The 13112-nt window shown below is 39.5% G+C and carries 11 protein-coding genes; 5 read left to right on the top strand and 6 right to left on the bottom strand.

Annotated features, from left to right (window positions below; translation table 11 throughout):
- Nucleotides 1–43 precede the first annotated feature (43 nt).
- Entirely contained in the window at nt 44–1345 is a 1302-nt protein-coding gene (locus O0V13_RS01275) for a Gfo/Idh/MocA family protein (protein ID WP_268033180.1), read from the bottom strand.
- A 188-nt stretch (nt 1346–1533) separates the two neighbouring features.
- Here O0V13_RS01275 and O0V13_RS01270 point away from each other — a divergent pair, with 188 nt between their 5' ends.
- The gene (locus O0V13_RS01270; RefSeq protein ID WP_268033179.1) at nt 1534–2466 is read left to right on the top strand and encodes a hydrogen peroxide-inducible genes activator; all 933 of its coding nucleotides are present in this window, start codon (nt 1534–1536) and stop codon (nt 2464–2466) included.
- Here the strand turns inward: O0V13_RS01270 and O0V13_RS01265 are convergent, their stop codons facing one another.
- The 5 genes from O0V13_RS01265 to O0V13_RS01245 form a co-directional block, all read right to left on the bottom strand.
- A complete protein-coding gene (locus O0V13_RS01265; RefSeq protein WP_268033178.1) occupies nt 2467–2967 on the bottom strand; it encodes a copper resistance protein NlpE in 501 nt (166 codons plus the stop codon).
- Between the two features lie 118 nt (nt 2968–3085).
- Nucleotides 3086–3697, bottom strand: a complete 612-nt coding sequence (locus tag O0V13_RS01260; RefSeq protein WP_268033177.1) for a hypothetical protein — start codon at nt 3695–3697, stop codon at nt 3086–3088.
- Between the two features lie 103 nt (nt 3698–3800).
- Nucleotides 3801–4169, bottom strand: coding sequence for a glyoxalase (locus O0V13_RS01255; protein WP_268033176.1), 369 nt, complete (start codon nt 4167–4169; stop codon nt 3801–3803).
- Nucleotides 4166–4618, bottom strand: a complete 453-nt coding sequence (locus O0V13_RS01250; RefSeq protein ID WP_268033175.1) for a DUF1569 domain-containing protein — start codon at nt 4616–4618, stop codon at nt 4166–4168. The genes O0V13_RS01255 and O0V13_RS01250 overlap by 4 nt, the downstream gene beginning before the upstream one ends.
- Before the next feature lie 122 nt (nt 4619–4740).
- Nucleotides 4741–5325: a TetR family transcriptional regulator gene (locus O0V13_RS01245; RefSeq protein WP_268033174.1), complete on the bottom strand. Its 585-nt coding sequence runs from the start codon at nt 5323–5325 to the stop codon at nt 4741–4743.
- A 161-nt stretch (nt 5326–5486) separates the two neighbouring features.
- On the opposite strand from O0V13_RS01245, the gene O0V13_RS01240 reads away from it, so the two are divergent.
- The 4 genes from O0V13_RS01240 to O0V13_RS01225 all read left to right on the top strand — a co-directional run bounded on the left by O0V13_RS01240 (nt 5487) and on the right by O0V13_RS01225 (nt 13108).
- Nucleotides 5487–6383, top strand: a complete 897-nt coding sequence (locus O0V13_RS01240) for a metallophosphoesterase family protein (protein WP_268033173.1) — start codon at nt 5487–5489, stop codon at nt 6381–6383.
- A gap of 365 nt (nt 6384–6748) precedes the next feature.
- Nucleotides 6749–9982 carry a SusC/RagA family TonB-linked outer membrane protein gene (locus O0V13_RS01235; protein WP_268033172.1) on the top strand — a complete coding sequence of 1078 codons (3234 nt, stop codon included), beginning with the start codon at nt 6749–6751 and terminating at the stop codon, nt 9980–9982.
- Between the two features lie 17 nt (nt 9983–9999).
- Nucleotides 10000–11790 (top strand): RagB/SusD family nutrient uptake outer membrane protein, encoded by a 1791-nt coding sequence (locus O0V13_RS01230; RefSeq protein WP_268033171.1) that lies wholly within the window; start codon nt 10000–10002, stop codon nt 11788–11790.
- A 67-nt stretch (nt 11791–11857) separates the two neighbouring features.
- Nucleotides 11858–13108, top strand: a complete 1251-nt coding sequence (locus O0V13_RS01225; protein WP_268033170.1) for an alkaline phosphatase family protein — start codon at nt 11858–11860, stop codon at nt 13106–13108.
- The last annotated feature ends 4 nt before the right edge of the window (nt 13109–13112 follow it).

Below are 13112 nucleotides of genomic sequence, written 5' to 3'. Positions count from 1 at the left end.
CTCCTCGATTAATCTCTTTTTTTATTAAATCAGCTATTTCTGACTAAGTGAGCGATATTCCGTGTTGATAAACGTAATGCAATTTGGTATTTGCCTCATAATCGTCTCCAAAATTTTGAGCTACAGGATCCCACTTCAAAGGTCTTCCTAACTGATGGGCGATATTACCTAGGGTACAAGTTGAACAGGAGCTATGTCCGATTTCTACAGGTACAATCGGGTCTTTTCTTCGATTGATGGATTCTACAAAATCTATGTAATGCTGATCATAATTGAAGTTTTCTGGCTTGTCTTCCAACGCAAGTTCTGGGATAGAAGAGTCATAATTGCCTCTGGAAACCTTGATCCATCCTTTTTCACCAATAAACTTCACTCCTTGTCTACCTTCATCAAATGCGGTTATCCAGAGTTCTAATCCATTCGCATACTTATAAATCAAAGGCTTGTCTCCAGCTGGAGGGATGATTTCGACAGGACCATTTCTATCCATTCCCATTCCCCATTGGGCCACATCAATCATATGAGCTCCCCAGTCAGTCATCAGCCCGCCACCTGTTTCCTCATACCATCTCCAAGCACCCCAATACTTTTCATTTTCTTCAGGGTTTAAAGAAATTGGTGGATCCAATTCAGGATTGTATGAAATATTAGGAAGAGGGCCTGTCCACATTTCCCAATTCAATCCAGCAGGGACCGTTTCTTTAGGAAGATCGTAAGGTTTTGGAAATGGGTTTTCTCCAACATGAGCTAAAACTTGCTTCAAATTACCCAGTTTTCCTTTTTGTACATGTGCCACTGCAGTTTGAAAATTGACAGCGGATCTTTGCATGCTTCCCACAGCCAAGACAATCGAATTTTCCCGCACTGCTTTTACCAATTCTTGTCCTTCGACAATTGTAAATGTCAATGGCTTTTCCAGATAAATATCCTTCTTGGCCTTGCAGGCATCTATAGCGATTTTGGCATGCCAATGATCCGGTGTAGCAATAACAACAGCGTCTATTTCAGGGTTTGCCAAAAGATCTTGGTAGTCTTCGTATACCTTGAGATCAGGAGCGGAAGTACCTCGATCTGCATAATTTTTTTTGACTCTCTGGATAAATCTTTCTCGCTTCACTTCATAGACATCGGCAGCCGCCAGAACTTCAATTTCCGGTAATGCCATAAAGCGATTTAGTAAGCCCATTGCTTGTCTGCCTACTCCGATAAACCCTAGGTTGATACTGGAGTCTGATGCTTTTTTGGCTGAAGAAGCAAATGAAAACTGAGGAGCCAATCCTAAGCCGGCTCCAGTAAGGAGACTGGTTCCGATAAATTTTCTCCTTGAAAAATTTGATTTTGACATGTTTATTAAGGTTTTGGGTTTGATTGTTTTTGGTCTATCCAAAAACATAAAATACTGGAAATCTTTAGGAAAGAGAAGTCGATTGGGATGATGGACAGAAAAAAATGGATGAATTGACGGAAAGCAAAAAGAATTCGGCTGTTGAACCTATCTAGCTTTTTCTAAATTAGCATTGTAACCCCGAAGAAATGACAATTCAGCAACTAGAATATTTGATCGCAGTAGATAAGTACCGACATTTTGGCCAGGCAGCCGAATCTTGCTTTGTAACCCAGCCGACATTGAGTGCGCAATTGAGCAAATTGGAGCGAGAATTGGGTGTGATCTTGTTTGATCGAAGTAAAATGCCTGTGATTCCTACTGAGATTGGGGTTCAGATTATTGCGCAGGCAAAAAAGGTTGTCTCTGAAAGCAAAGGGATTTTAGAATTAGTTGCCCAACTGAAAGGGGACATTTCGGGTACTATTAAATTGGGGATTATTCCGACTTTGGCACCATATCTTCTGCATCGGTTTGTTAGGAAATTTTTGGAGAATTATCCCAATGTCAAATTGGAAGTTCAGGAAATGGTGACTGAGGAGGTCATTCGAAAACTCAAGAATGACGAGTTGGATTTGGGGATTATCGTTACTCCGGTCGGAGAGCCGGGTATTGTCGAAAAACCTATGTTTTACGAGAAATTCTACGTTTACCTCTCAAAAAACCATTCTTTGTTGGCTCAGAAATCGGTACGGGTGGATCAGATTAAGTCGGATGAACTTTGGATCATGCAGCAGGGTCATTGTTTCAGAGATCAGGTGATCAATTTCTGTGACCAAACCAATAGTGGACATCAAAACTTCCACTATGAAAGCGGTTCTTTGGAAGGCTTGAAAAACATGGTGAACCGCTATCAGGGTTTGACCTTGCTCCCTGAGCTCGCAACTGATGAACTTTCAGAAGAGGAAAAAACCAGACTAAGACCTTTTGAAGGTGAGTCTCCAACTCGAGAGGTAAGTATTATTTTGAATAGAAGTTACTTAAAGCAAAAACTGGTGGAGCTGCTTTTCAATGAGATCACTGAGTCAATTCCACAAGAAATGACTTCCAAAGCACATGGGAAGGTTGTAAGATTTAAATAATCAAAACTGCTTTTTCAAAATATAGCGATCTGCTAAATCACCTGTGATTCGGTTTCCATTCATATCAAGATGCCAAAGCTGGTTTTCTCCAACTTTATATTTTCCTGGAATGCCATTCACGCCTTGAAGGGTGATAATGGAGCCTGTTTCATCCCAAGTGAATTTGCCTAAAAATTCATGCTCCAACGCATCATTTAGCCCAAAGTAGTGGGTGGTATAATGATAGGTTCCGTCTGTATTTAAGGTGAGTTTTGTTTCAATTCCTTCACAGCTGGCGCAAGGTAAGTTTCCCAAATAAGTGCCATTCCAGTCTAATGATGTCCTCGAATTATCACCAATGGTAATTGGCACTTCAATGGTTTCAGGGAATTCATCCAAAGAAGTCCCATCTGATTCTTCCAAAAATTCTACAGATTCCTCTACTTTAATTTCCTCCTGCTTTTCAGCACAAGAAAAGGATAAGATCAATAGAAATAGATGAATATGACAGGATTGCTTCATTTTTGAAATAGTTTGAATGAATAAACTTATGAAACCTTTGAGCAAAGGAAAAACAGTCAAGAACAAAAAAAGCACTCCGATTCCTTTTCGAAGTGCTTTGTTTTAAAGAGGAGGGTAATTATTCGCTTTTCAGTTTTCGTTGGACGTCATTGGCTTGATAGCCTACAACGACGATGTTTGTAATATTTTTTTCGTCTAATAACTCCGCATATTCTGTATCTAATTGGGCCTGAACATTCTTGCCCATAAATTCATAAAACTCAGCTCTTTTTTTGTAGTAGTTTGGGAAATACGGGTTTTCAGCAATCGCTTTATTAAGTTTTTCCAACTCAGTTTTTTCGTTTACAGGAGGTTTTGGAATATTTAAGCCTGTCTTTTTTCCTTTGCTTAAATAGAATTCTACACTGACCAATACTTCTTTTCCATATAAATCCTGGTCGATATATTGTGAAAATCCGGATTCTTCCATCTTGTCAAAACTTGCAAAGACTTCCTCTGCTAATTTTTCATTTCCTGCTACTAATTCTGGCTGGTTTTTCAATTCCCCATTTTCGTCAATATTCAATGAAATAGTGACAGGTCCTTCTATGCTCTCCTTTCTCAATTCGGTACCATATTTCAAATTTTTGGCCATGAATTTATTGAATTCATGCATTGGTGTTCCTTCTTGAGCCAATGAGGAAAAGACCACAGAAAAAGCAAAAAGTGTAATCGCGAGTAGTTTTTTCATGGTTATAGAGTTTAGTGTCCTAAAAATTAGGCAATTATTCTTATAAATCCTGACTTTTTAGGAAATATAACTAATTGATAGGTTTCTGTATTTGGTTGATACTTTAGTGTTTAAATTGGCCGATATGCCAAAGTACTCCCGCAGGATCGTGTATAAAAAACTCATCTCCCCAACTGTCTTTTCTAATAGGAGAAACCTTAACTCCGGGGAATTTTTCAGGTAAGTCCAAGTTCAGGATTTTTTCCAGGTATTTTTCAAGATCCTCTACCTCTAAAAAGACCATGCTATTTTCACACCAAGTTTTCACATAATAATCCTGAAGATAAAAACCAATTTCAGGGCTTATAGAGACATAGGCAAAGCCTTTTCCATGATGATTGAGTTGGAATTCTAAAGTCTGATAAAACCGGCAACTTTCTTCAAAATTTTTGGAACCGATAAATGTTCGGATGGATTTTCCTGGCTGGATCATACTCCAAATTGAGTCAAATGATGATCTAGGTGCTTGTAGAATAGATTATTCCACTCCAATGAGGTCATTGGGCCAAAAGAGAGTGATTCTTTTCCTTCAAAATGATCAGAACCCAAATTCTGAGTATGATTCAGATAAGAGATCAATTGATCTTTTTCTTTTTCAAAATCTCTATGATCGGCAATGATGAAGGCAGGAGCAGTCCGAGAGTTTTTTGGATAGGGCTTTTCATTGACGACACCATTTTTGACAAAAGACTTGAGTAAAAATCGCATTAGCCCATTGGGTTTGGGATGTTTGTTAGTAAATGCCATTTCATAGGCTACGGAGCAATGAGCCAACATCTGATCTACACTCATTTTTCCCCATTTGGGTTGTGTTTCTGGTGTTAGGGAATTAATTCTATCAATTAGTTCTTCTGTAACTTCAGGTTCAAAAACGTTTTTCATTTCGTAAATACCGGGTTTGATGGACTAAACGGAAAAATCCATGAAAAGATAGGACTTTGTGGAAGATAAACCTCAGAGACTTAAAATATGAAATGCCAACTAATTAATTGGCTTGTAAACTATTAAGGCTTCAAAAGTTGATGAACTTGATCTTTAAAAATTTTGACTTTTTCTTGGTATTCCTCCTGATCCTCCACCATTGAAAGATAATAGTAGGCTCCTTCTACTATTACAAAAATCTGTTCTGAAAGTAAGGCTGTATTTTTTTTCCTTAGGTTTTCATCTTGGTCCAGGATTTCTTTTAAATCATCCCTGAGCTTGAGGTGAAGATTTCGAAACTCTTTTTTGATCATTTCATTCCTGAAAATCAAACTGAAGCAACTGTAAAACACACCATCATCGACCAACAAATTCCAATCTCTCGAAAACAATCTGTCCGTGAAAGTATCAGGATCGGTATAATTCTGAGCTCTCAACTCCTTGATAATCGGAGTGTAGATTTTAAGAATCCTCTTAAGAATAAAAGAGATAAGATTTGAAATCAGAATGTCCCGAGTCGGGAAATAATGCATAATCAAGCTGGGGGGCATTCCTAGATGTTTTCCAATTTTAGCTATGGAAGTGTTTTCAATTCCATTGACCTTTGCCAGCTCATAAAAGCCATGGATGATTTCTTTTTTCCTATCTGCGGAAACTCTGGTGCTCATGGTAAATAAATAATAAAACTAAGTTAATCAACTTTCTTTTTAACCATTGTTCTTTTGTTTAAAAAATAACAACATTTAATATTGAATGACCATTCAATAAAGATACATTTATTATTGACCCAAATGGCTTAAAAAGCAATATTGATGACCAACTATTTACCATGAAAAGAAGAAGTTTTATAACTAAATCAGCCTTGATGTCAGCGGGTGTGGCTGTTACGCAAGGGATTTCTGCCAAAACGGAAACAAAATCAGAAAAATCGTATTTGACTGTGGCCCATATTACTGATGTTCATATAAGGCCAGAGGAGGATGTCCCAGCTAGAGCTTTGGCTTGGCTAAAATTGGTGAAGAATCACCATCCTGACTTTTATCTTAATGGAGGTGATAGCATACATGATGCGTCCTATGATGGTGTGAGTAGAGAAAGGGTGCTTGAGCAGTGGGAGGTTTGGGATTTGTTCCGAAATGAGATCAAAGAAAGTGATGTTTATAGCTGTATTGGAAATCATGATCCTTGGTGGGATGTTCCCACTAAAGAGAAGGAGCCTATGTATGGAAAGCCTTATGTAGTGGAAAGATTGGGAATACCAGCAGCCTATTATAGTTTTGATAAGGGAAATTGGCATTTTATTATAATCGACGGGAATCATGAAGGCATCAGTTTGGGCGATGAGCAAATGGCCTGGTTAGAAAAGGACTTGGAAAGCTTGCCTGCTGGAAAACCTACCTTGGTCATGTCGCATTTTCCTATCACATCCATCACCAATGCTTTGGTAGGAGGCCAGCACAAGGATCATAAAGAACTCAAAAAGCTTTTTTACAAGCATAAGGACAAAGTCAGAGTTTGCTTAAGTGGACATCAGCATTTATTGGATCGAACTTGGTACAATGATGTACATTATTTCTGTAATGGTTCATTGAGTGGCTTTTGGTGGGGTGAAGGAGATGCTGAGTCTGCTGGCAAACAGTATTACTTAGAAACTCCTCCAGGGTATGCCATATTAAAATTGCATGATGATGGAAAAGTTGAAAATGAATATTTCCCATTAATGTAGATTTCAGATTCCTAATAATCTCAGAAAGCAGCCAGATAGGCTGCTTTTTTGGTTTTTGGCGAATTTTCAATTCGAAACCTCCCATCCAAATATCCTTCTTCACATGAGAGTCAGGGCGTTTTTTAATGGGTGATAGGCCCAAATGAGGCAAGTTATTATCGAGCTTTTTCTTCTGTGTAAAATTTCCTTTCCCAGTATTAATTATTCGTTAAGATATTAAGAAATGAAATTAAATTCCTTTGATAAGTAATTTGCAATATTTAATATTGAATGAATATTCAATAAAATCCATTTTTAAAATGGTGAATACTGTTTTGTTTTTGGAATAAAATATTGGACGAGGAATCAAATCAATAGAATAATTTATGAAACACGTTTTACAAAGAATCTCTGTCCGTCACACCTTCATTAGAGGGATGGGGCTAGGGGCTGTATTCATGCTGGCTGTGATATTTCAGTCTCTTGCACAGTCCCAAGTGAAAGGGAATGTAACCGACAATACAGGCTTGGGGATGCCAGGAGTTTCTGTATTGGAAAAAGGAACCCAGAATGGTACTATCACAGGTTTGGATGGAGAATACTCTATTTCTACAAGCTCTGAAAATCCTGTTTTGATTTTTTCATTTATAGGCTATCAAACGATTGAGATGCCTGTGGGTGGTCAGTCCACGATCAACATTACTTTAAAGGAAGAAGATACACTTCTTGATCAGGTAGTCGTAGTTGGTTATGGTACACAGCGAAAAGTCAATGTGACTGGAGCGGTGGATCAAGTGAGCGGAGAGGATATTATTGACAGACCGATCGCTAACTTGGTTCAAGGACTTCAAGGAATGAGCCCGGGGTTGAATATTACCTACCAAGGAGGTCGTCCAGGTTCTGTTCCAAACATTAACATTCGTGGTTTTACTTCCATCAATGGGGGTGGTCCACTTATCGTGATTGATGGTGTGGCAGGGAATAACAGTGACTTGCTTCGATTGAATCCTTCTGATATTGAATCTTACTCAGTGTTGAGAGATGCAGCTTCTGCGGCGATATATGGTGCAAGAGCCGCTTTTGGGGTGATTTTGATTACTACAAAAAAAGGACAAGAAGGTAAACAAAAAATTACCTACAATAATTACTTCTCCTGGGGTAAGCCGACTGTTTTGGTTGAGCCAGTGACAGATCCTTATATCTATTCCAGAGTTTTAGAGACTTCCACCAACAATACTCCTTGGGATTATGTAAACTATTCTGACCAGCATTACCAGTGGGCCAAAGAAAGATCTGAGGATCCTTCTGTAGAAGATACCCGATTAGACCCGAACAACCCGAATCTTTGGGCCTATATGGGTAACAACAACTGGTATGATTACTTCTTCAGTCCTTCTGCTTTCTCTCAAAACCATAGCCTTTCCATCAGTGGAAGTAGTGGAGGCAAAGTTCCGGTATCTTACTATGTTTCTGGAGACTATACCAATGAAAATGGCCTGAATAAATTGGCGGATGATTATTGGGATAGATATTCCTTGAGATCAAGAGTGACTGCCAATCCTCTGTCTTGGTTGAATGTGGATAATAACCTTAATATCTATCAAACCAAGCGAGCAGACCCGACCAATAGTATTACAGACATCTATTATCTACAGCCAACTGATGTGGCAGTAAACCCTGATGGTACTTGGGCCAATACCAGTGCCGGTAGATTGGCTGGAAGGCTCACAGACGGTGGCCGTAACGAGGAGAACATGTTTGGTTTCCACAATATCCTGAGAACTACAGGGACATTCTTGAATGGAGATTTGACGGTTAATGCCAATGCAAGTTTCAAAAGAGAACAATGGAAATATCATAGAAATCAAACGAATTATAATATCGGATATGGTCCTGAGGATGTGAGAACTGAAGGGGGTGATGGAACAGTCATTGAGAGAAATGGAGATCTTTCAGATATCATTTTGGATCTATATGGTCGGTACGAAAAAACATTGGGAGACCATAATTTTGGAGTCCTGGTAGGATATAACCAGCAGAGCTATACTTATAGCACCATTCAAGCTGAAAAGAGAGTTTTGATTTCCTCATCCCTTCCGTATATCGGATTGACAACTGGAGACGCATTCATTATCCCCACTTATAGCACCTATGGGACTCGAAGTGTTTTTGGTAGAGCGAACTATTCCTTCAAAAATAAGTATATCCTTGAGCTGAACGGTCGTTACGATGGATCCTCTAGATTTCCTTCTTCCAACCGATGGGGTTTCTTCCCTTCCATTTCCGGGTCTTGGTTGATGATGGATGAAGACTTCTTTTCTGGCTTGACTAATACAGTTTCCACATTTAAGATTAGAGCTTCCTATGGTAGCCTGGGTAATCAAAATGTAAGCGACTTCGGTTATATCCAAGCTTTGCCAACTGGCCTTTCCAATTACTTGATCAATGGAGACAGACAGACCATTATCACTTCTTCTCCTTCTTTGGCAGTGGATCCGAATTACTATACCTGGGAGCAGGTTGTGACCTCAAACTTCGGTTTGGATTTCGGAATGCTTGCAGATAGAATCACGGGTTCTTTTGATTACTTCGTGAGAGATACCAAAGGCATGTTGACTGATCCGGTAGAATTGCCAGGAGTATTGGGAACTAGTCCTCCTAAGCAAAATGCAGCCGATTTGAGAACCAAAGGATTTGAATTGACTTTGGGATATAGAGATACCTATGGTAGCACAGCTAATCCGGTCAATTTCGGAATGAGAGTGGTACTTTCAGATTCTAGATCCGAGATTACCAAATTCCAAAATGAGCAGAATTTATTCTCCAATTACCGTGTGGGTCAACAAATCGGTGAGCTATGGGGATTAGTCAATGATGGTATGTTCCAATCTGAAGACGAAATTGCTCAGTTGGATCAATCAGCTATCGTTCCTTGGGGAGCTTTGGACATTGTGCCAGGCTGGCCAAAATATGTTGACTTAAACGGTGACGGTAAAATCGAACAAGGCCTTTCTACCGATGATCCGAAGGATTTGCAAGTAATAGGAAATACGCAAGCTAGGTACAGATATGGAGCCAATGTCGACGTTGCCTGGAGTGGATTCGATCTTTCAGTTTTTGTTCAGGGAGTTGGTAAAAGAGATTATTACCCGCATCACTACTTATTCTGGGGACCTTATCAGCAACCTTATGCAAATATCTACCCTTGGAATCTTGATTTCTACAGAGGCCAGGCAGATAGCGAAGCTTTGATGGCCCAGCATTCCCAATCCTATATCGATGCTGGATTGGCTGAAGCTAACTTGGATTCCGAATATCCAGTGCTACAGTCTTGGTTGGCTGATAATAACTACGGTTCTGGATTGGATATTCCTCAGACGAAATACTTGCTAAGCGCAGCTTATTTGAGAATCAAAAACGTGACTCTTGGATATACCTTCCCAGAGGCACTTACAGATAGAATTAAAGTGGATAGAGTAAGAGTTTTTGTGTCCGGTGAAAACTTATTTGAGTTTTCTTCCATCAAGAAATTTATAGATCCTGAAGCAATCAATGATGGCTACGGATGGGCTTACCCATTCCAGCGCAAATTATCATTTGGGGTTAATATCGATTTATAATCAAGAAGGGAAAAATCATGAAAAAATATATAGTAATAATAGGGGCGATGTTTGCCTTATCTTCTTGCCAAGAAGATTTCTTGGACAGGTATCCTCAGACATCAGTAGCTCCAGAAGAGTTTTTCAAAACAGAACAGGATCTTGAGCTTTATGTCAATGGTTTGCTATCCATGCCTGGTAGAGGGAGTTTCTTAGATGATCAAAGCAGTGATAATATGGCTACCACAGCAGCTGTGGAGATAAAAAATATCATGACAGGTACACCATCTTCCCAAACCATTACCGGTGGTTGGAATTGGGGTCGCCTTAGAAACATCAATTACTTCTTGGACAACTATGAGAAGGCGCAAACTTCAGACGAGGTAATCGCCCACTATGTAGGATTGGCAAGATATTATAGAGCCTATTTCTATTTTGATATGGTTCAGCGTTATTCTGATGTTCCTTGGTATGATAAGACTTTGAGTCCAAGTGATGAAGATCTTTACAAAGCCCGTGATCCGAGAGATGTCGTGATGGCAAATGTGATTGAAGATTTGGAATATGCCGTAGCTCATGTGAGAGAGTCAGTTCCTCAAGGTACCCCGGATCTTTATGCCGTGAAAACCTTCTTTGCCAGAGTGGCATTGTATGAAGGAACATATAGAAAATACCACTCTGAGCTTGGTTTGGAGAATACAGCTGACTCATTCTTACAAATGGCTGAAGAGCAGGCGACAGAGATTATGGAATCAGGGATGTTTTCTATTTACACCACAGGAAACCCAGAAAGTGACTATGGAACCCTTTTCACAAGCACAAACCTGAATGGAAATCCTGAAGTGATTCTCAATAATGCCTATGATGTCAACAAGGACAGAAGTAGTGATAACAACCGTGGAATCTTCGGTGACTACGAGCAATCTCCTTCTCGTGACTTGGTAATGACTTACCTGATGGCAGATGGTACTCCATACACAGATATGGAAGGTTTTAAAGAAATGACTTTTGTTGAGGAGTTTCAAAATAGAGATCCGAGACTTTCTCAAACTGTCGCTTATCCAGGATGGATTTTGGCTCCCAACTCGACTCCATACATCCAAACTTTGAACAAAAACTTTACAGGATATCATCAAATCAAAGGTTATAAAAACACAGTGGATAACATTGATGTGGCGAGCGTTGATTTTGCAGTTTATCGCTATGCGGAGGTTCTTTTGACTTTGGCTGAGACAAAAGCGGAGATGAATACCCTTACCCAATCGGATCTTGATTTGACTATCAATGTGTTAAGAACGAGAGCTGGCATGCCTGCCTTGACCATGGCTGAGGCCAATGCAAATCCAGATCAATTTCTGGTAGGAAAGTATCCTCAAGTTTCTGGTTCCAACCAAGGAGTTTTGTTGGAAATCAGAAGAGAAAGAAGAATCGAAATGGCGATGGAAGGGTATCGTTATGATGATTTGATGAGATGGAATGCGGGTCAGCTTCTGGCAGAAATTCCTGAAGGAATGTATTTTCCAGGCCTAGGAAAATTTGATATGACGGGAGATGGAGTTGAGGATATCATTTTGATTGGTAAAGATGTTGATATACCTGTAGGTGATGATAAAGAGAAAAATAGCTTGGGAGTAGAATTGATCTATTACAAAGCCGGTACAATTGAAGAAAATGTAGGTGTATTCTTGGAAAATGGTGAAAATGGCGGAAACATGGTCACAGAAACCAAAGCTAGAATATTCGAAGAACCTAAATATTATTATCGTCCGGTTCCAATTCAGCAGGTAACCTTGAACCCAAATCTTACCCAGATTTTTGGGTGGGATTAATTTAAATTAGAAGTCAAAATAGCCCGGAGAATTCCTCCGGGCTTTCTAAAGTTCTACACACAAGGAAATGAAGAGAGTTTTAATGGCAATTTGCTCAGGCATGTTGCTTTTTCAGGCTTGTTCTACAGCAGAAAAGCAGGATGAGCCAGGTGATAAAAAAGTATTATTCGTAATAGTTGATGGCATTCCGGATGATGTCATTGATACAGTTGCTACTCCAAATTTGGATAAAATCATTGCAGAAGGTGGTTTCATGCGTGCGACCATGGGTGGAGAAAAGGATGGCTACAGCCAGACGCCAACCATTTCTGCAGTTGGATACAATTCAGTATTGACGGGTGTTTGGGCAAATAAGCACAACGTTTGGGGAAATAGCATCAAAGACCCTAACTACCATTATCCAACAATATTTAGGCTTTTCAAGGACCAACATCCTGATAAATCCATTGGTATTTACTCCACTTGGTTGGATAACAGAACCAAGTTGGCAGGAGCCGAACTTCCTCAAACTGATGGCTTGACTTTCGACTACCATTTTGATGGTTTGGAATTGGATACCATCCAATATCCTCACGATGATCAACGGATATTCATTCATAATATAGACGAGGAAGTTTCCAAAACTGCAGCCAAGTCAATCGCCGAAAACGCACCTGATCTTTCTTGGATGTATCTGGAGTTTACTGATGACATGTCCCATATGCATGGAAATAGCCCTCAATTTGTCGACGCAGTTGAAAAAGCTGACGTTCAAATTGGAAGAGTCTGGGATGCCATCAAGGAAAGAGAAGCAAACTTCAATGAAGATTGGCTGATTGTGATCACTACTGATCATGGAAGAGGAGATGATGGTTATGGACATGGAGGTCAGAGCGATCGTGAAAGAAGTATTTGGATCGCTACAAATGCTGAAGATTTGAATGCTCACTTTGCAGAGAGAGGACAAACAGTAGATATTTTGCCTTCTATCGCTAATTTCCTAAACCTTGAAATCCCTAAAGAAAAGGCAATGGAATTTGATGGGGTTCCTTTCATCGGGGAGGTAGACGCTAGCCAATTGAAGGCTGTCAAATCTGAAAATTCTATCGATTTGACTTGGCATCCACTTTCTCAAGCCGAAAAAGGCCAAGTTTGGGTGAGTACTACAAACGAATTTAAAACTGGAGGAAAGGACACTTACAAATCAATAGGAGAAGTAAACCTAAAAGATGGTAAATTCTCTTTTTCAACCGAAAGTTTAGAATCTGATTTCTACAAAATTGTGTTGGAAACTCCTTCTGGTTATTTGAATTATTGGATTATTGAAGAGACAGAATAAGATT

The organism is Algoriphagus sp. PAP.12 (assembly GCF_026652115.1).
Lineage (GTDB): Bacteria > Bacteroidota > Bacteroidia > Cytophagales > Cyclobacteriaceae > Algoriphagus.
The sequence above is the reverse complement of the archived record's forward strand: the minus strand, read 5'-3'. Positions and strand labels throughout refer to the sequence as shown.